This is a genomic window from Pseudomonas sp. RIT-PI-a, from assembly GCF_001187875.1.
GTDB classification, from domain to species: domain Bacteria; phylum Pseudomonadota; class Gammaproteobacteria; order Pseudomonadales; family Pseudomonadaceae; genus Aquipseudomonas; species Aquipseudomonas coleopterorum.
In genome coordinates this window covers 93,290-113,469 of the sequence record NZ_LGIR01000012.1, presented here as the reverse complement: position 1 = coordinate 113,469, position 20,180 = coordinate 93,290, and the positions used below count along the sequence as shown (strand labels likewise).

The window sequence follows — 20,180 nt, the reverse complement described above, 5'->3', positions numbered from 1 at the left end:
CAATGTCGCACAACACCCTCAGCCCTGCATCCTTGCCTGCGACCTGCGCAGCAATGACGGCTGTGCGTGCACCGGTAAGCTTTTATTTTGGGTATTGGTTTAGCCACTGGCGCGCCTGATACCCATCTCGGCGCCCATTTCGTAGGGGTCGCCTGACAGAGAATTCTCAACCCCCGGTCGGCTCCCCGACCGGGGGTTTTTGCTTTTCAGGGTTTCACGCTTTACAGCACATCATCTTTCTACCGGCACTTTCGCCACGAATCGAGGAACGCTTCATGACCTACTTCACTTATTACCGCTTCGACACTTGCGACTTCTGGCGATTTAGCAACCTCCGTTCGGGCCAGCCTGCCGCCTCCGACCGGTCGCTCATGGGTGGCATGACCCTCAGTCCAGATTCCCCGGCACTTTGTCGAACACCTTGATAGGACAGCGCAAGCGGGCAACCACCCCGCCGCTGTCCAGGAACTTGATCATGAACAACAGCCTGACCGCTCTGCCTCGCACCACCCTCGTCCAGCCCCACGCTGTGAAGGACGCCGCCAATACATCGGCGACCCATCGCCTGCCCAGCCATTTCGCGCTCAAGCAACAGCTGCCCGTACCGGACCCACTCGCAGCCCAGGTACAAAATCACCGTCTTGCCATCCGCGCCATTCTCGAAGGCCGTGACCCACGCCTGCTGGTGGTGGTCGGCCCCTGTTCCTTGCACGATCCAAAGTCCGCACTCGAGTACGCCCGCAACCTGAGCCAGCTGGCCCACGAGCTCAACGGCGAGATGCTGCTGGTGATGCGCGCCTACGTGGAAAAGCCACGCACCACGGTGGGCTGGAAAGGCCTGGCGTACGATCCTTACCTGGACGGCACCGACGACATGGCGGGCGGCCTGACCCTGTGCCGCGACCTGATGCGCGAAATGCTGACCTTGGGCCTGCCGCTGGCCAGCGAAGTGCTGCAGCCAATGGCAGCGGGCTACTTCGATGACCTGTTGAGCTGGGTCGCAATCGGCGCGCGCACCACCGAATCGCAGATCCATCGCGAACTGGCCAGCGGCCTGGGCATCCCGGTGGGCTTCAAGAACGGCACCGACGGCAGTGTAGGCGTGGCCTGCGATGCCATGCGCAGTGCGGCACACGCTCATCGCCACTTCGGTATCGATCCGCAAGGGCACCCGGCGATGATCGACACCACCGGCAACCCCGACACCCACCTGGTGTTGCGTGGCGGCCACCGAGGCCCGAACTACGACCGGCAGAGTGTCGCTCAAGTCCATCACGACCTGGCCAAGGCAGGCGTGAAAGCGCGGATCATGGTCGACTGCAGCCATGCCAACAGTGGCAAGGACCCTCTGCGTCAGCCAGCGGTGTTCGACGATGTGCTGCAGCAGCGCCTGGACGGCGATCGTTCGTTGGTGGCGGTCATGCTGGAAAGCCACTTGCAGGAAGGCAATCAGCCCATCAGTGGGCACATGCGCTATGGCGTGTCGGTCACCGATGGCTGCCTGGGCTGGGAGGCCACCGAGCAGTTGCTGCGTCAGGGCGCCCAGCGCCTGCGCGGGGTTGCCGACGCCTGAAGCATCAGCGCTTGCGCTTGCGTGTGCCGATCTGGATCCAGGTCGGCGCATGGTCGCTGGCGTGTGCCTCGTTGCGCACCCAGGCATCCACGCCGGCGTCCGTCAGGTACGGCGCCAGTGCCGGGTTGAGCAGCAGGTGATCGATGCGCAACCCGGAATTCTTCTGCCAGTGCTGTCGGAAGTAGTCCCAGAAGGTGTAGATGCGCTCTTCCGGGTACAGCGCGCGTAGCGCGTCGGTCCAGCCTTGCTCGAGCAGCCGCGCATAGGCTTCCCGACTTTCGGGTTGCAGCAAGGCGTCCTTGAGCCAGGACTTGGGGCTGTAGATGTCCTGATCGGTGGGCACTACATTGTAGTCACCCGCCAGTACGACAGGATGATCGCTGGATTGCAGCGTACTGGCGTGCTCGATCAGGCGTTCGAACCAGGCCAGCTTGTAGTCGAACTTGGGGCCTGGCTGAGGGTTGCCGTTGGGCAGGTACAGGCAGCCGACCAGTACGCCGTGCACGGCCGCCTCCAGGTAGCGGCTCTGCTGCTCGTCTGGATCGCCGGGCAGGCCGCGACGACTCTCCAGGGGTTGCGCATCCCGCGCCAGGATAGCAACGCCATTCCATGACGACTGCCCATGCCAGAGGGCACCGTACCCTACGGCTTCCAACGCGCTGGCGGGGAAGTCCTTGTCGGCTGCCTTGAGCTCCTGCAAACACACGATGTCCGGCTGATCGCGTTCCAGCCAGGCGATCAGGTTGGCCTGATGCGCACGGATGCCGTTGACGTTGAAGGTGGCGATCTTGAGTTTTTTCATCCGTGCCGGGCTCCCTTGACTGACTGGCCTTGCATGTGACCTTGCGCAGTCGCAATAGGTCGTGGGAGGACAGCGCCTGGCAGGCAACCAAATGGATACGACCGAGTCAAACCAGTACGCCTTGAACACCGGAGATCACCATGAAAATGCTTCCATTCGCTGGGCTGGTGCTTAGCCTGGCGCTGCTGCAAGGCTGTTTCGACAGTGCTGACAAGAGCACCACCAAAGGCAACAACGACGGCACACCGTCCTCGGTGCAGATGCAGAAGCCGGATCAATCCAAGGATAAATAAATACCCGCGCCTGCCCCTGCAGGCGCTTTCATGAAATGATGGCGACTTCCCCGTCCGCTGTCTCCGCGCACAAGGATTGTCGCCTTCATGCCGTTGCAACTCGCCGCTTCCAAACGCCGATATTCGCGTCTGCTGCTGCCCTGGGTAGCGGCAGCGGTGCCATTGGTCTGCGGCGCGCTCATTTTGAGCTGGGAAGCCGACCGTTCGCTGAACTCGGCGGCTGTGCGCACCAGTCAACTGGCGATCGAGCAATTCGAACTTATCCTCGACAACGTGGCGGCAGCCGCCGATGCAGTCCTGCCGCTGTCCGGCCAACCGTGCGCTCAAGTGCAACCGGCCCTGCTCGATCAGGTCACCCGGCGGCCCTTCGTGCGCTCGGTGAACCTGATCGACGCCGGCACACTGTATTGCAGCTCGCTGTCCGGCGACGTCAGCGAAGCAGTGGACCCGCTCGACTACGTCGATGGACAGTTGTGGCTGCTGGCGGGCAATCCGGTGACACCTGACCGCGGCTTGTTGATCTACCGTGCCACCCGTGGCCAGGCCAGCGGATTGAGCACCGTCGACGGCTATCACTTGTCCAACGCCTTGCGAATGATGGGCTCGGCCAACGCGATCACCCTGCAGGTGGGTCCGAACTGGATCGAGGCCAATGGCAAGGTTCATCAAGGCACTGCACCCGTGTCGGCGGTGGCCCACACGCAGCTGAAGTCTGCGCGTTATCCGTTCAGCGTCGTCAGTGGCTTCCCGGCCGGAGCCCGCTGGACCGTGATTCGTGAACAGTACATCGGGATGTTCGCCCTGCTGCTGCTGATCGCGGCGGTTGCCGGTGGGCTCTGCCGGTGGGCCATGAGCCGCTCTCCATCGCGCTACCAGGAACTGCAACGCGCCCTGGATGCAGGGGAGTTCGTGCCCTTCTTCCAGCCCATCGTGCTCAGCCAGGGGGGCACCTGGGCCGGTGTGGAGGTGTTGATGCGCTGGCAGCATCCGCGCGAAGGCCTGGTCCGTCCGGACCTGTTCATCCCCTATGCCGAAGACTGTGGATTGATCGTGCCCATGACCCGCCTGCTGATGAAGCGCACGGCGCACCAACTGGCGGCCTGCCTGGATCACCTGCCGGAGGGTTTCCACGTCGGCATCAATGTCACCGCGCGGCATTGCCAGGACCCGGCGTTGTTCGACGACTGCAAGGCATTCCTCGATGCTTTTCCGCAAGGCCGGATCGCCTTGACCCTGGAGCTGACCGAACGTGAGCTGATCCAGCCCTGCGCCGAGATCCACGGGCTGTTCGACCGTCTGCGTGGACTAGGCGTGAGCATTGCGATCGACGATTTCGGTACCGGTCAGTCGAGTCTGAGCTATCTGCAGCAATTCAAGGTCGACCTCCTCAAGATCGACCAGAGCTTCGTGGCCATGATCGGCGTCAACACCCTTTCGCGGCATGTGCTGGACAGCATCATTGAGCTGTCGGCCAAGCTCGGGTTGCAAGTGGTGGCCGAGGGCGTGGAAACCGAGGAGCAGCGCGCCTACCTGGCGGCACGCGATGTGAAGTACCTGCAAGGGTATCTGTTTGCCCGACCCATGCCGCCGACGGATTTCGAGCGAGCGCTGCGGCAGGGTTGAAAGCACGGCCTCTGAACGCACAGGTTGTACCCTGCTCGACCGCCTGAGATCATTGTCGGCTCAGTCAGGTTTTTTGCGTTTCGAGGCTCCCTTGTCCAAAGGCATCATCACATCCGTCACGGCGTCGACCCTGTTCGCCGTGATGTATTTCTATACCTCGTTGCTGGCGCCCCTGAGCGGCGAAGAGATGTTCGGCTGGCGCATGCTGCTGACCCTGCCCTGCGTGACCCTGTTCATGTGGCTCAGCGGCGATCTGCCGCTGATCGGCAAGGTCTGGCGTCGCATTGCCCAGCGCCCGGCACTGTTGCTCGGCTCGATCGGTACTTCGGCGTTGATGGGTGTGCAGTTGTGGCTGTTTCTGTGGGCGCCGCTGCACGGGCGCAGCCTGGAAGTGTCGTTGGGGTATTTCCTGTTGCCGCTGACCATGGTGCTGACCGGGCGTCTGGTGTATGGCGAACAGCTCTCGCATCTGCAGAAACTGGCGGTACTCTGCGCCTCCTGTGGTGTGGGCCACGAATTGTTCCAGCATGGCCGCTTCGCTTGGGAAACGCTGCTGGTGGCAGCCGGCTACCCGGTGTATTTCGTGCTGCGCCGCGCGTGCCGCAACGATCACCTGGGCGGGTTGTGGACGGACATGTGCCTCATGCTGCCGGCGGCGCTGTTGTTCATCGTGCAAGGGCATCTGTCATCGGCGGATATGGACGCGCGACCGCTGCTGTACGTGCTGATCCCGATTCTGGGGGTGATCAGCGCCTCGGCATTGATCTGCTATGTGATGGCCAGCCGCCTGCTGCCGTTCAGCCTGTTCGGACTGCTCAGCTATGTGGAGCCGGTGTTGTTGGTGGGTGTGGCGCTGTTGCTGGGCGAGAGCATCGCGCCAGACCAGTGGCTGACCTACTTGCCGATCTGGCTGGCGGTGCTGGTGTTGATGTTCGAGGGGGCCAAGCATCTGGCCCGCTCGCGTCGCGCGGTGTGATACCGCGCTAGACGTCTACTGGCTGCTTGCGCAGGAGCACCTGCTTGACCCGACGCTCCTCGACCGTCAGCACGGTCAGGGTCCATTGCTCCCACTGCAGGGTATCGCCTTGTTTGGGCAAACGGTCGAGCAGGCTCATGACCATGCCCGCCAGGGTTTGGTAGTCGTTGGTCGGCGGCGCATCGAAACCGATGCGCGTCTGGATCTGCCTGAGGTCCAGTGCGGCGCTGACGCGATAGCCATCGTCCTGCTCGACGATGTCCGGGGCCTGCACCTCACTGGCGTCGGGCAGCTCGCCTGCGATCGATTCGAGAATGTCGGTCATGGTCAGAATCCCGATGAACCCACCGAACTCGTTGACCACGAACGCGATGTGCGTGGACTGCGCGCGCATCTGCTCCAAAGCGTTGAGAATGCTGAAGCTTTCGAGCAGATTGATCGGCTGGCGCGCCAGGCTGGCCAGGTCCGGTGCCTCACCGGCCAGCAGTTGCTTGAGCAGCTCTTTCTTGTGGACGAAACCCAGCGGCTCGTCGACCTGACCCTGAGCGATCAATGGCAGGCGTGAGTAGGACGACTGCATCAGGGTCTGCTCGGTGACTTCCCGCGACGCGTCCAAATCCAGACAGTCGACCTGGGCACGCACGGTCATGATGCTGCGGATCGGCTTTTCGGCCAGGTTCAGTACCCCGCTGATCATCACCCGCTCGCGTCTGTCAAACAGCGCTTCGCTCGGCTCCTCCCCTACCAGGTCTTCGATTTCCTCGTCCATGGCTTCGCTGGCCGGACGGCGACCGCCGAGCAGGCGCAACACGGCGTGGGCGGTGCGCTCGCGCATCGGTCGGTCCTGGTGCTTGTGTTTGCGCCGTGCCCGCGCGATCTGGTTGAACACCTCGATCAGGATCGAGAAACCGATCGCGGCGTACAGGTAGCCCTTGGGAATGTGGAAGCCCAGGCCTTCGGCGGTCAGCGCGAAGCCGATCATCATCAGGAAGCCCAGGCACAGCATGATCACCGTCGGGTGGCTGTTGACGAAACGGGTCAACGGCTTGCTGGCGACGATCATCAGGCCGATGGAGAAGATCACCGCGATCATCATGATCGACAGTTCATCCACCATGCCCACGGCGGTGATGACCGCATCCAGGGAGAACACCGCATCGAGCACGACGATCTGCGCAACGATCGGCCAGAACAGTGCGTAGGTCTTGACCCCAGCGCGCTGAGCGACATGCCCTTCGAGCCGTTCGTGCAACTCCATGGTGGCCTTGAACAGCAGGAAGACACCGCCGAACAGCATGATCAGGTCACGCCCGGAGAACGTCTTGCCGAACACTTCGAACAAAGGCTCGGTCAGGGTCACCATCCAGGAAATACTGGCCAGCAGGCCCAGACGCATGATCAACGCCAGGGACAGGCCGATCACCCGCGCGCGATCGCGCTGATGGGGCGGCAGCTTGTCGGCGAGAATCGCGATGAACACCAGGTTGTCGATGCCCAGAACCAGTTCCAGGACGATCAGGGTCGCCAGGCCGAGCCAGGCCGTGGGGTCGGCTAGCCATTCCATGGAAGGTTACTCGTCAGGCAGGGGAAGGATGTTGCGGGAAGCGCGGGACTGCAAGGTTCCGGGAGGGGGTTCATAGAGGTCTTGAGTAGTTTCGGAATCTGATCCTACCGCTGCCAGAACAAATTCCTACAGTGGGAAAGTATTTCAAAGATTGTATACCTGTGCCGTCACCGCCGAAGCCGCCGTCGCGCTTCTATCGATGAGATCGATAGCAAGCTTAGTATCTACCTGAAAATCAAGCACTTGGTGCGGTGTTCATCATTCACGCTGATAGTTACCTTCGAACCATTCGATTCGTCGATGGTCGCGCCCGCGCCGCATCATCCGCCCCATCGTTAATGCTCCCTTAACTCACTTGGCGGATCTGCACATGCACCAGTCACTCACTCCGTTGCGTTTCCCGTTGGCGGCCCTTGCGCTGATGGTGATCAGCGCCTGCGGCAAAACGCCGGACGTTGCTCAGGCCCCGCCTGCTCCCAAGGTCACCGTGGCTCAGGTGCTGGAACAGCCGGTCAATGAATGGGACGAGTTCACCGGACGCCTGGAAGCGCCGGAAACCGTCGAGATCCGTCCACGCGTGTCGGGCCAGATTGACCAGGTAGCCTTCACCGAGGGCGCCCTGGTGAACAAGGGCGACCTGCTGTTCCAGATCGATCCGCGGCCGTTCCAGGCCGAAGTGCGACGCCTGGAAGCACAATTGCAACAGGCCCGCGCCAATTCCGTGCGCAGCGACAACGAAGCCCAGCGCGGTCAGCGCCTGCAGGCGAGCAACGCCATCTCCGCCGAGCTGGCCGAAACCCGCAGCAGCGCCGCGCAGGAATCGCGCGCCGCGCTGGCCGGCATTCAGGCACAGCTGGACCTGGCCCGCCTGAACCTGAGCTTCACCCGCGTGACAGCGCCGATCAGCGGCCGCGTCAGCCGCGCCGAGATCACCGCCGGCAATATCGTCACCGCCGATGTGACGCCGCTGACCAGTGTGGTCTCCACCGACAAGGTGTACGCCTACTTCGACGCCGACGAGCGGGTGTACCTCAAGTACACCCAACTGGCCCGGCAAGGTCAGCGTGGCCAGACCACCCCGGTCTACCTGGGCCTCTCCAACGAGCCCGGCAACCCGCACCTGGGGCACATGAATTTCGTCGACAACCAGGTCAACCCCAAGACCGGCACCATCCGCGGTCGCGCGGTGTTCGACAACAAGGATGGCAGTTTCACCCCTGGTTTGTACGCCCGGCTGAAGCTGGTGGGCAGCGCCACCTACTCGGCCGTGCTGATCAAGGACGAAGCGGTGGGCACCGATCTTGGCAAGAAATTCGTGCTGGTGATGGACCCGGACAACAAGGCCGCCTACCGCAGCATCGAGCTGGGGCCCAAATTGGAAGGCCTGCGCATCGTGCGCAGCGGCCTGAACAAGGGTGACCGCATCGTCATCAATGGCCTGCAGCGCGTCCGGCCCGGTGCCCAGGTCGATCCCGAGGTTGCCCAGATGGCCAGCCCCGCGACCCTCGCCGCCCTGGCCGAACAGCGCCAGGCCCTGGAAGCCAGCAACACGCCCGCAACGCCGGTCAAGGTTGCCAGCGTTTCGACTCCACGCGGTTAAGGGATCACTGCGATGAACTTCTCTCAATTCTTCATCAAGCGGCCGATCTTCGCCGCTGTGCTGTCGCTGATCATTCTGATCGCCGGCGCCATCTCGCTGTTCCAGCTGCCGATCAGCGAGTACCCCGAAGTGGTGCCACCGACCGTGGTGGTGCGTGCCAGTTTCCCCGGTGCCAACCCCAAGGTCATCGGTGAAACGGTGGCCGCGCCTCTGGAGCAGGCCATCACCGGTGTGGAGAACATGCTGTACATGTCCTCGCAGTCCACCGCCGACGGCAAGCTGACCCTGACCCTGACCTTCGCTCTGGGCACCGACCTGGACAACGCCCAGGTGCAAGTGCAGAACCGTGTGACCCGCACTCAGCCAAAGCTGCCTGAAGAGGTGACCCGGATCGGCATCACCGTGGACAAGGCCTCGCCGGACCTGACCATGGTGGTCCACCTGACCTCCCCCGACCAGCGCTACGACATGCTCTACCTGTCCAACTATGCCACCTTGAACATCAAGGACGAACTGGCCAGGCTCAACGGCATCGGCGACGTGCAGCTGTTCGGCATGGGCGACTATTCGCTGCGGGTCTGGCTGGACCCGAACAAGACCGCGTCGCGCAACCTGACGGCCACCGACGTGGTCACCGCCATTCGCGAACAGAACCGCCAGGTCGCTGCCGGCCAACTGGGCGCCCCGCCTGCGCCCAATGCCAGCAGTTTCCAGCTGTCGGTCAACACCCAGGGTCGCCTGGTCACCGAGGAAGAGTTCGAGAACATCGTCGTGCGCGCCGCCGACGACGGTGAAATCACCCGCCTCAAGGACATCGCCCGGGTGGAGCTGGGCTCCAGCCAGTACGCGCTGCGCTCGCTGCTCAACAACCAGCCGGCAGTGGCCCTGCCGATCTTCCAGCGGCCCGGCTCCAATGCCATCGACGTGTCCAATCAGGTTCGGGCCAAGATGGCCGAACTGAAACAGTCGTTCCCTGAAGGCATGGACTACAGCATCGTCTACGACCCGACCATTTTCGTGCGCGGTTCGATCGAAGCGGTGGTGCATACCCTGTTCGAAGCGCTGATCCTGGTCGTGCTGGTGGTGATCCTGTTCCTGCAGACCTGGCGGGCGTCGATCATTCCGCTGGTGGCGGTACCGGTGTCGCTGATCGGCACCTTTGCGGTGATGCACATGTTCGGCTTCTCGCTCAACGCGCTGTCGCTGTTCGGTCTGGTGCTGGCCATCGGCATCGTGGTGGACGACGCCATCGTGGTGGTAGAGAACGTCGAGCGTAACATCGAGCTGGGCCTGGAACCGGTGGCCGCCACCGAGCGGGCCATGCGCGAGGTCACCGGGCCGATCATCGCCACGGCCCTGGTGCTGTGCGCGGTGTTCGTGCCGGCAGCGTTCATTTCCGGCCTCACGGGGCAGTTCTACAAGCAGTTCGCCCTGACCATTGCCATTTCCACGGTCATTTCGGCGTTCAACTCGCTGACCTTGTCGCCGGCACTGGCGGCGGTGCTGCTCAAGGGGCACGACGCGCCCAAGGACCGTTTCTCCCGGTTCCTCGACAAGCTGCTGGGTGGCTGGCTGTTCCGGCCCTTCAACCGCTTCTTCGAAAAGGCCAGCCATGGCTATGTCGGCACCGTCGCGCGGGTGATCCGCAGCAGCGGTATCGCCATGCTGCTGTACGCAGGCTTCATGGTGCTGACCTGGTTCGGTTTCGCCAACACGCCGACCGGCTTCGTACCGTCGCAGGACAAGCAGTACCTGGTCGCCTTCGCCCAGCTGCCGGACGCCGCCAGCCTGGACCGCACCGAAGATGTGATCAAGCGCATGTCGGACATCGCCTTGAAGCAGCCCGGCGTGGAGAACGCCATCGCCTTCCCGGGGCTGTCGATCAACGGCTTCACCAACAGCCCCAACAACGGCATCGTCTTCGTCGCGCTCAAGGACTTCGATCAGCGCAAGGACGCCAGCCTGTCGGCCAACGCCATCGCCGCCGAGCTCAACGGCAAGTTCGCCGGTATCCAGGACGCCTACATGGCGATCTTCCCACCGCCACCGGTGATGGGCCTGGGCACCATCGGCGGCTTCCGGCTGCAGATCGAAGACCGCGGCAACCTGGGCTATGACGAGTTGTACAAGCAGACCCAGAACATCATCGCCAAGAGTCGCAGCGTGCCGGAGCTGGCCGGGCTGTTCACCAGCTACACGGTGAACGTACCTCAGGTGGATGCAGCGATCGACCGGGAGAAGGCCAAGACGCACGGCGTGGCCATCAGCGATATCTTCGACACCCTGCAGGTGTACCTGGGTTCGCTGTATGCCAACGACTTCAACCGCTTCGGGCGCACCTATCAGGTCAACGTCCAGGCCGAGCAGCAGTTCCGCCTGGAAGCCGAGCAGATCGGCCAGCTCAAGGTGCGCAACGATCGGGGCGAGATGATCCCGCTGGCGACCTTCATCAAGGTCAGCGACACCGCCGGCCCGGACCGGGTGATGCATTACAACGGTTTCGTCACGGCCGAGATCAACGGTGCCGCAGCGCCGGGCTACAGCTCGGGCCAGGCCCAGGCAGCGGTGGAGAAGCTGCTCAAGGAAGAGTTGCCCAACGGCATGGCCTATGAATGGACCGAGCTGACCTACCAGCAGATTCTGGCGGGCAACACCGCGCTGTTCGTGTTCCCGCTGTGCGTGCTGCTGGCCTTCCTGGTGCTGGCCGCACAGTACGAAAGCTGGAGCCTGCCGCTGGCGGTGATCCTGATCGTGCCCATGACCCTGCTCTCGGCGATTGCCGGGGTGATGATCGCGGGCAGCGACAACAACATCTTCACCCAGATCGGCTTGATCGTGCTGGTCGGGCTGGCGTGCAAGAACGCCATTCTGATCGTCGAGTTCGCCAAGGACAAACAGGAGGAAGGCCTGGATCCGCTGGCCGCCGTATTGGAAGCGTGCCGCTTGCGGCTGCGGCCGATCCTGATGACTTCGTTCGCCTTCATCATGGGCGTGGTGCCCCTGGTACTGTCGTCCGGCGCCGGCGCCGAGATGCGTCATGCCATGGGCGTGGCGGTGTTCTCCGGCATGTTGGGGGTGACCTTCTTCGGCTTGCTGCTGACACCGGTGTTCTTCGTGCTGATCCGTCGCCATGTCGAGCGTCGCGAGGCCCGCAAGGCGGATCGTGCGCTCACGCTTGAGGTACAACCATGAGTCATTTGAAACCCCTACTGCCCAGCTTGCTGGTGCTGGCCCTGGCCGCTTGCGCGGTGGGCCCGGACTATCGCGCGCCGAAGGATCTGCAGGCGAGCGTGGCGGCGGCACAGGACACTCGCTACTACCGCGCCGAGGCGTTCGATGCGGTGTGGTGGCAGCAGTTCGACGACCCGACCCTCAATCGCCTGGTCAACGAATCGCTGCAGGGCAACCGTGAGCTGCGGGTGGCCTTCGCCCGCCTCAAGGCGGCTCGGGCCATCCGCGACGACGTGGCAAACGATCGTTTCCCGGTGGTGACCAGCCGCGCCAGCAGCGAGATCGGCAAGAGCCAGATTCCCGGCCAGACCAGCGACCGGGTCAATACCGAGCGCTACGACCTGGGCCTGGACATGGCCTGGGAAATCGACCTGTTCGGGCGCATCCAGCGTCAGTTGGAGGTCAGTGACGCGCAGCAAGGCGAAGCGGCGGCCGACCTGCAGCAGTTGCAGGTCACCCTGATCGCCGACCTGGTGGATGCCTACGGGCAACTGCGGGGCGCGCAACTGCGCGAGAAGATCGCCCTGGCTAACCTGAAGAACCAGCAGGATTCGCGGGGTATCACCCGCAGCCTGCAGGAAGCCGGTGTGGGCAATCAACTGGACGTGGTGCGGGCCGACGCGCGGCTCGCGGCAGTCGAAGCGACCGTGCCGCAGTTGCAGGCCGAACAGGTGCGTGCGCGCAACCGCATCGCTACCCTGCTCGGCCAGCGGCCGGACCAATTGAGTGTGGAACTGAGCCCGGCGCAGTTGCCGGCCATTGCCAAGGCTTTGCCGATCGGTGATCCGACTCAGCTGCTACGACGCCGGCCGGACATCCGCAGTGCCGAACGGCGACTGGCCGCCTCCACCGCGCAGATCGGCGTGGCCACGGCCGATCTGTTCCCCCGGGTCAGCCTCAGCGGTTTCCTGGGCTTTACGGCGGCCCGCGGTTCGCAGATCGGCTCGTCCGCCGCCAATGCCTGGGGACTGGGGCCAAGCATCACTTGGGCCGCGTTCGACCTGGGCAGCGTGCGGGCGCAGATCCGTGCAGCCAACGCCGATGCCGAAGGCGCGCTGGCCAGCTATGAACAGGATGTGTTGCTGGCGCTGGAAGAGTCGGAAAATGCCTTCAGTGACTACGGCAAACGCCAGCAGCGCGTGCAGGCCTTGATGCGCCAGAGCGAGTCGAGTCGCGCGGCGGCAGCGCTGGCCTCGATCCAGTACCGCGAGGGCACGGCGGATTACCTGGTGCTGCTCGACGCCGAGCGTGAACGCTTGAGCGCCGAAGACGCCCAGGCCCAGGGTGAAACCGAGTTGTATCGCGGCATCGTTGCGATCTACAAGGCGCTGGGCGGCGGCTGGCAGCCCGATACGCTGGCACAGCGGTAGCCATCAGCGCCAGCCCTGCGGCTGCAAAGCCTGCGGCGAATGATAGGATAGGCGCCGTCCCGGTCTCACGGGGCGGTTGCCGGGCGTGCGTGCCAGGCGACCGTCTTCGGCAGCCGATCCCGATCCGCAGCGAGCGCCCCATGATCACCATTCGCCCCATGACCTCTTCCGATTTCGACCGTTTCTGGCCCACCTTCGACGCGGTGGTTCAGGGCCAGCAGACGTACGCCTACGATCCGGCCATGGACCGCGAAGCCGCCGAACACACCTGGTTGAAGGTGCCCCTGCACACTTTCGTTGCCGAAGATGAACAGGGTCAGTTGCTCGGCAGTTACTACCTCAAGGCCAACGCGGCGGGTCCCGGCAACCACGTGTGCAACTGCGGCTACATGGTCAGCGAAGCGGCGCGCGGTCGAGGCGTGGCGCGGCTGATGTGCGAGCACTCGCAGCAGGTGGCGCGCGACAGCGGTTTTCTGGCCATGCAGTTCAATTCGGTGGTGGCCAGTAACGAAGTGGCGGTGGCCTTGTGGCACAAGCTGGGTTTCGAGACCGTGGGGCGCCTGCCGCGCGCCTATCGGCATGCTCACCTGGGGCTGGTCGATTGCCTGGTGATGTACAAGTGGCTGGCCGAAGAGCCCGCAGCGCCGACTCGATTGATCGGGCGCAAGAACATCGAGTCGGTGGTGTCCCGGCCGCGGCGCAGAAGCTGAATCGTTACTTGCATCACGGAAGTCGATGATCGCTATCGAAAAACGGAATTTTTCCTGAGGGGGCGGGATCAGCACTATAGGTCCCATTATTTCCCCTAGGATTTGTACCGATGAATATCAACTTGACCCTGTGCTGCATGATCGTCGTTTCGTTCGGAATTGCGCTGAGCCACGTTTGAGTGCTGCTCGCACTCGGCGGGCCATGCTCAGAGATTGCTCAGATGTTCGCGCAGGAAGTCGACCAGGACCTGCACCGGTCGTGACTTTTGCCGATGCTGCGGATACACGGCCGAGAGCGCCAAAGGCTCGGTGACGAACTCATCCAGTACGGTTTGCAGTTGCCCTGATGCCAGTGCGTGTTGAACGATGAATCGGGGCAGGTAGGCGATTCCCATGCCGGCCACCGCTGCCTCGCACAGTAATTCGCCGTTGTTGGCGCGCATGCGCCCGCTCACACCGATCACCAGTGGCTTGCCCCCCATTTCGAAGCGCCATTGCACCTGGCGCGCGTGGCCGTAGGGCAGACAGTCGTGGGTTGTGAGTTCCTGAGGCGTGGTGGGTATGCCGCGCGCGGCCAGATAGTCCGGGCTTGCGCAGTACACGCGGGCGATGGAAGCGATGCGCCGGGCGATCAGCGACGAGTCTTCCAGCGTGCCAATGCGCAGGACCAGATCGTAGCCTTCGCCGAGCAGGTCGACGGGGCGATCGCTGAGGTCGATTTCGACTTGGACCTGAGGGTAGCGTTGCAGGAATCGAGGCATGAGCGCGCTCAATTGCGCCATGGCGAAGGACAGTGGCGCACTCACCCGCAATGTGCCGCGGGGTTCGGCGGCCTGGCCAGCGATGCCCTGTTCGACCTGTTGCACTTCAGCCAGCAGACGCACGGCAGAGTCGTAATAGCTCTGGCCCAGGGCCGTGACGTCTAGGCGCCGAGTGGAGCGATTGAGCAGACGTGCGCCCAGGCGGTTTTCCAGCTGCATCAAGCGGCGACTGATGTATTGCTTGGAAACCCCCAATTGCTCGGCGGCGGCCGTGAAGCTGCGCGAGTCCAGCACCTGAACGAAAAGCCGCATGTCTTCGAACGCGTTCATCGTCACTCCTCGGTTGACAATGCATTGTGGGTCAGGCGTAGCGCCCATACAACCGCGGTGCGTCCCGGACGCGGCTCGCGCCGCTGCTACAGGGACCGCATTGCGCCTGTGGGAACATCGCAGTGGCACAGTGGCAATCCGCATCCAAGCACACCCCATTGGAACGATGGCAATCCGCGTTTGGGCACACCGCATTGGCACCACCGCAACCCGCGTCCGGGCACGCCGCATCGGCACCAACGCCATCCGCGTTCGGGCACGCCGCATCGGCACCACAGCCATCCGCGTCCCCGGAACACTGCAAGAAACCCTGTAGCAGCGGCGCGAGCCGCGTCGGCGGGCACCGCGGTGGGCCTGGAAAAACGAGCCAGATAAAGGATGAAACGGCGCATCAGGCGCAAGGATTTCGATCAGCGGGCGAACCTGCTCCCGGTTGCACAGTCACACCCTTTAGTCCGGCGCTGAAGCCCACCGTCGGTCGTGCGGAAAGCGATAGAAAAGCGCTTCTGCCCCCGTTTCCCACCGTCACCCTCGACGGAGCCGTCGGAGCAGCCTCTTGATGAACAGTCTTTCCCGGCAGGCCGTGCCTGTTACCCCTACGCACGACCTGCTGCAGCGCTTCCAACAGGTACGCCGCCACAGCGAACACCTGGCCAGTCCGCTCAGCGCCGAAGACATGGGCGCGCAGTCGATGCCCGACGCGAGCCCGGCCAAATGGCACCTGGCTCACACCAGTTGGTTCTTCGAAACCTTCCTGCTCGCTGAGCAAGCGCCGCACTACACGCCGTTCGACCCGGATTTCTGCTACCTCTTCAATTCCTATTACGAAGCAGTCGGCCCGCGCCAGCCGCGTCCTCAGCGCGGTTTGATGACGCGTCCGGGACTGGACCGCGTGCTGGCCTATCGCGCGCATGTCGATCGGCACATGGAAGTCCTGCTCAGCGGCGATCTGGACACTGAAGCCCAATCGCTCATCGAATTGGGTCTGTCCCACGAGCAACAGCATCAAGAGCTGTTGCTGATGGACATCCTGCACCTGTTCAGCGTCTCGGCGCTCAAGCCGGCGTACGACCCGGCCTGGCCAGCCGACATGGCCGGTCGTCGGGGCCGCTTCATGGGCCAGGCCGGCGGTCTGGTCGAGATCGGCCATGACGGTCACGGCTTCGCCTTCGACAACGAAGGCCCACGCCACAAAGTGTTCGCCCAAGCCTTCGAAATCGCCGACCGTCTGGTCACCAACGGTGAATGGCTGGAATTCATCGAAGCCGGCGGCTACACCCAGGCCGGCCTGTGGCTGGCCGACGGTTGGGCCACGGTTCAGGCCGAAGGCTGGTATGCCCCGTTCTATTGGCAGCAGGACCGCGCCGGTGCCTGGCACGAGATGAGCCTGCGCGGGCTGCAACCGCTGCAACTCGACGCACCCGTGGTGCACATCAGCTACTACGAAGCGGCTGCCTTCGCGCAATGGGCCGGCGCACGCCTGCCCACCGAAGCGGAATGGGAAATCGCCGCTGGCAGCGGACAACTGCAGCAACTCGACGATGTAGCCTGGCAGTGGACGCAGAGCGCCTACAGTGCCTACCCCGGCTTTCAGCCTGCGGTCAGCGCGGTCGGTGAATACAACGGCAAGTTCATGATCAACCAGATGGTGTTGCGTGGCGGCGCCAGTATCCCCCCGGTCGGACACACCCGCCCCACCTACCGCAACTTCTTCGGCCCTGGCTGTCGCTGGATGTTTTCCGGCGTGCGTCTGGCGCGCGACGTGTCGCCCTACAGCACCCGCAACGACGGCAGCGATGAGTTCGCCCGCGATGTGATCACCGGACTGTCGGCAGCGCAGAAATCCATCTCGCCGAAGTACTTCTACGATGCCGAAGGCTCGCAGCTGTTCGAAGCCATCTGCACCCTGCCCGAGTACTACCCGACCCGCGCCGAAACGGCGCTGCTGACCGAGATCGGGCCGCAGTTGGCCGAGTGGGTCGCCGACGATGCGGCGCTGGTGGAGTTCGGCGCCGGCGCCTGCGACAAGGTGCGTCTGTTGCTGGATGCGGTGCCGCAGATTGCGCTGTACGTGCCCATCGACATCTGCAGCAATGCGCTGGAAAGCGCGAGCGCCCGGTTGCGCCAACGCTACCCTGCCCTGCGCATTGCGCCGCTGGTGGACGATTTTACCCGTGCCCTGCACCTGCCGGCCGAGACCCAGGGTCATCCGCGCGTGGGCTTCTTTCCAGGCTCGACGCTGGGCAATTTCACCCGTCCGCAGGCCGTACGCTTCCTGCGTTCGGCGCGCGAGCTGCTGGGCCCCGATGCGTGCTTCATCATCGGCGTGGACATGGTCAAGGAGGCAGCCACCCTGGAAGCCGCCTATGACGACGCGGCCGGGGTCACCGCACGCTTCAACAAGAACCTGCTGACGCGCATGAACCGCGAACTCGACGGCGATTTCGACGAGGCGGCATTCGACCACCTGGCGCTGTGGAACCCCGAGTACGAGCGGATCGAAATGCACCTGGTCAGCCAGAAAGCCCAACAGGTCCGGGTGGCCGGTCGCACCTTCGCGTTCAAACCCGGAGAACGGCTGCACACCGAGAACTCGCACAAGTTCACCGTGCAGTCCTTCACCGAACTGGCGGCTGCGGCCGGCTGGGACGTCAGCCATCAGTGGATAGGCGAAGCCCCGCAGGTCGCGCTGTTCTGCCTGCGCTGACCCATCGGCAGCGCATCATGAGTGAGGAACACCATGACCAAGGCTCTGGAGGAGTACAACCGCAAGCGTGACTTCGACGCCACCCCAGAGCCTTCCGGCACCGGGCGCAGTGGCAAACCCGGCAAGGCGGCGCGGGCATTGCAGTTCTGCATTCAGAAACACGATGCCAGCCACCTGCACTACGACTTCCGCCTGGAACTGGACGGCACCCTCAAGAGCTGGGCAGTGCCCAAGGGACCGTCACTGGACCCCAAGGCTCGGCGCCTGGCGGTGCATGTCGAAGATCATCCGCTGGACTATGCCAGCTTCGAGGGCAACATTCCCGACGGGCACTACGGCGCCGGTGACGTGATCGTTTGGGACCGCGGCACATGGATTCCCGAAGGCGATCCCCGCCAGGCCTATGAGAACGGCAAGCTCAAGTTCGTCCTGCAGGGCGAGAAGCTGGGCGGCACCTGGAATCTGGTCAAGACCCACATGCCTGGCAAACGCGAGCAGTGGTTTCTGATCAAATCCAAGGACGCTGCGGCACGCCCGTTGGCCGAGTACGACGTGCTCGTCGCCGAACCCGACAGCGTCATCAGCGAACGCACCCTGGTGCCGCGCAAGCGCACCACCAAAGCCGCCGAGAAACCGGCGACCACACCTGCGGCCAAAGCGACGTCCAAAAGCTCCAAAAGCTCCAAAAGCTCCAAAAGCAAAGCCATCCAGCTGGAAGGTGCCAAGGCGGCCGCCTTGCCCGCCAGTCTCAAGCCCGAATTGGCCACACTGGTGGACTCTGCACCCGAAGGCGACTGGCGCTACGAGATCAAGTTCGACGGCTACCGCATCGTCGCTCGCATCGACGGCGATCAGATCAACCTCTTCACCCGCAACGGCCACGACTGGACAGCGAAGATGCCGCGCCAGGCCAAGGCGCTCGCTGCCCTGGGCTTGCAGTCGGCGTGGCTGGATGGCGAAGTGGTGGTGGCCAACGAGCACGGGGTGCCGGACTTCCAGGCCTTGCAGAACGCATTCGAGAACGAGCACAGCGGCGACATCGTTTTCTACCTGTTCGACCTGCCCTACCTCAACGGTATGGACCTGCGCGCCGTGCCCTTGGAGCAGCGTCGCAGTGCCTTGGCCAAGGTGCTGGAAACCAACACGGACGACGCGCTGAAGTGCTCCGACGACCTTGCCGGATCGGCTGACTCGTTGCTCGAAAGCGCTTGCCAGATGGATATGGAAGGCCTGATCGGCAAGCGTGTCGGCAGCCCTTATGTGTCGCGGCGCAGCAGCGACTGGATCAAGCTCAAGTGCAAGCGCCGCCAGGAGTTCGTCATCGTCGGCTACACCGAGCCCAAGGGCAGCCGCAGCGCGTTCGGCGCCCTGTTGCTGGGCTTGCACGATGCGGAGAGTGGCGAATTGCGATTCGCCGGCAAGGTCGGTACCGGCTTCAGCGAAACCACCTTGCGCACCCTGCTCGCGCAGTTGCAGGGGTTGGAGACCGCCCGCCCGGCGCTCGCCAATCCTCCCACCGGCGCTCAGGCCCGTGGCGTGCATTGGCTCAAGCCTACGCTCTTGGCGGAAGTGGCCTACGCCGAAATGACCCGCGACGGCGCCGTCCGCCACGCCGTTTTCCATGGCTTGCGCACTGAAAAGCCCGCCAAGGAGATCACCCCCGAAATGCCAGCGGCCAAATCCGGTACGTCCGCCAAATCGGCAAGCAAGTCAGAACGGAAGCCGCGCAAGGCAGCCACCAAGGCCGACGACGCCGACCTGGTCGGGCAGGTGCGCATCACGCACCCCGAGCGGGTCATCGATGCCACCAGCGGCACCACCAAGATGCAGCTGGCCGAATACTACGGGCGCATCGCTCCCTGGTTGCTGCCACACCTCAAGCAACGCCCCGTGGCGTTGGTGCGGGCACCCGACGGCGTGGGTGGCGAGCTGTTCTTCCAGAAGCACGCCGGCCACCTGGCGATCCCGCACATTCTCACCTTCGACAAGGACGAGGCGGGTCAGGCCGCGATGGTCATCAACGATGGTCAGGCACTGCTGGGCGCGGTGCAGATGGGCACCGTGGAACTGCACACCTGGAACGCGACCGCGAAGGATTTCGAACATCCCGACCGCTTCGTACTCGACCTGGACCCGGACCCTAGCTTGCCCTGGAAAAGCATGGTCGAAGCCACTCAACTGACTCAGACCCTGCTCGACGAACTGGGCCTTGCATCGTTCCTCAAGACCAGTGGTGGCAAGGGCATGCATGTGGTGGTACCGATCACGCGCAAGCTGGGCTGGGATGAGGTCAAGGCATTCAGCCGCGCCGTGGTGGAACACATGGCCAAACTGATGCCGGAACGCTTCACGGCCGTCTCCGGCCCGAAAAACCGGGTCGGCCGGATTTTCATCGATTACCTGCGCAACGGTCTGGGCGCAACCACCGCCTGCGCCTATGCGGCGCGAGCGCGGGATGGGTTGCCGGTCTCGGTGCCGGTCACCCGGGAGGAAGTGGCGCAGATCAAGGGCGGCGACCAGTGGGACATCGACAGCGTACTCGAACGCCTGGCAGAGCTTGAAGACGATCCCTGGGCAGATTTCTTCAGCACCCGCCAAAGCATCACCGTCGCTATGCGCAAGAAGCTTGGGCTCAAATGA

Annotated in this window: 13 protein-coding genes; 10 read left to right on the top strand and 3 right to left on the bottom strand. The window is 63.6% G+C overall.

What is annotated here, in order from left to right; genetic code table 11:
- Positions 1-475 precede the first annotated feature (475 nt).
- A complete protein-coding gene (locus AC788_RS06870; RefSeq protein WP_049859925.1) occupies positions 476-1,573 on the top strand; it encodes a 3-deoxy-7-phosphoheptulonate synthase in 1,098 nt (365 codons plus the stop codon).
- A gap of 4 nt (positions 1,574-1,577) precedes the next feature.
- Here the strand turns inward: AC788_RS06870 and xth are convergent, their stop codons facing one another.
- Entirely contained in the window at positions 1,578-2,375 is a 798-nt protein-coding gene (xth, locus tag AC788_RS06865; protein WP_049859924.1) for an exodeoxyribonuclease III, read from the bottom strand.
- A 140-nt stretch (positions 2,376-2,515) separates the two neighbouring features.
- Here xth and AC788_RS21850 point away from each other — a divergent pair, with 140 nt between their 5' ends.
- The 3 genes from AC788_RS21850 (at position 2,516) to rarD (ending at position 5,267) form a co-directional block, all read left to right on the top strand.
- Positions 2,516-2,668, top strand: coding sequence for a hypothetical protein (locus AC788_RS21850; RefSeq protein ID WP_167375944.1), 153 nt, complete (start codon positions 2,516-2,518; stop codon positions 2,666-2,668).
- Between the two features lie 87 nt (positions 2,669-2,755).
- On the top strand, positions 2,756-4,291 hold the full coding sequence (locus tag AC788_RS06860; protein WP_049859923.1) for an EAL domain-containing protein: 1,536 nt from the start codon (positions 2,756-2,758) through the stop codon (positions 4,289-4,291).
- Between the two features lie 91 nt (positions 4,292-4,382).
- The gene (gene rarD / locus AC788_RS06855) at positions 4,383-5,267 is read left to right on the top strand and encodes an EamA family transporter RarD (RefSeq protein ID WP_049859922.1); all 885 of its coding nucleotides are present in this window, start codon (positions 4,383-4,385) and stop codon (positions 5,265-5,267) included.
- 7 nt (positions 5,268-5,274) lie between these two features.
- Here rarD and AC788_RS06850 read toward each other — a convergent pair whose 3' ends face one another.
- Positions 5,275-6,831 carry a TerC family protein gene (locus tag AC788_RS06850; RefSeq protein ID WP_049859921.1) on the bottom strand — a complete coding sequence of 519 codons (1,557 nt, stop codon included), beginning with the start codon at positions 6,829-6,831 and terminating at the stop codon, positions 5,275-5,277.
- A 370-nt stretch (positions 6,832-7,201) separates the two neighbouring features.
- Here AC788_RS06850 and mexE point away from each other — a divergent pair, with 370 nt between their 5' ends.
- The 4 genes from mexE (at position 7,202) to AC788_RS06830 (ending at position 13,742) form a co-directional block, all read left to right on the top strand.
- Positions 7,202-8,431 carry a multidrug efflux RND transporter periplasmic adaptor subunit MexE gene (gene mexE, locus AC788_RS06845; protein ID WP_049859920.1) on the top strand — a complete coding sequence of 410 codons (1,230 nt, stop codon included), beginning with the start codon at positions 7,202-7,204 and terminating at the stop codon, positions 8,429-8,431.
- A 12-nt stretch (positions 8,432-8,443) separates the two neighbouring features.
- A complete protein-coding gene (locus tag AC788_RS06840; protein ID WP_049859919.1) occupies positions 8,444-11,623 on the top strand; it encodes an efflux RND transporter permease subunit in 3,180 nt (1,059 codons plus the stop codon).
- Positions 11,620-13,032, top strand: coding sequence for an efflux transporter outer membrane subunit (locus AC788_RS06835; RefSeq protein ID WP_049859918.1), 1,413 nt, complete (start codon positions 11,620-11,622; stop codon positions 13,030-13,032). The genes AC788_RS06840 and AC788_RS06835 overlap by 4 nt, the downstream gene beginning before the upstream one ends.
- Before the next feature lie 140 nt (positions 13,033-13,172).
- Positions 13,173-13,742 (top strand): GNAT family N-acetyltransferase, encoded by a 570-nt coding sequence (locus AC788_RS06830; protein ID WP_049859917.1) that lies wholly within the window; start codon positions 13,173-13,175, stop codon positions 13,740-13,742.
- Positions 13,743-13,948: 206 nt separating this feature from the next.
- Here AC788_RS06830 and AC788_RS06825 read toward each other — a convergent pair whose 3' ends face one another.
- Positions 13,949-14,833 carry a LysR family transcriptional regulator gene (locus AC788_RS06825; RefSeq protein ID WP_049859916.1) on the bottom strand — a complete coding sequence of 295 codons (885 nt, stop codon included), beginning with the start codon at positions 14,831-14,833 and terminating at the stop codon, positions 13,949-13,951.
- A gap of 559 nt (positions 14,834-15,392) precedes the next feature.
- Between AC788_RS06825 and egtB the strand changes: the two genes are divergently transcribed.
- Both egtB and ligD read left to right on the top strand, forming a co-directional pair.
- Positions 15,393-17,540 (top strand): ergothioneine biosynthesis protein EgtB, encoded by a 2,148-nt coding sequence (gene egtB / locus AC788_RS06820; protein ID WP_049859915.1) that lies wholly within the window; start codon positions 15,393-15,395, stop codon positions 17,538-17,540.
- A 33-nt stretch (positions 17,541-17,573) separates the two neighbouring features.
- Entirely contained in the window at positions 17,574-20,180 is a 2,607-nt protein-coding gene (gene ligD, locus AC788_RS06815; protein ID WP_049859914.1) for a DNA ligase D, read from the top strand.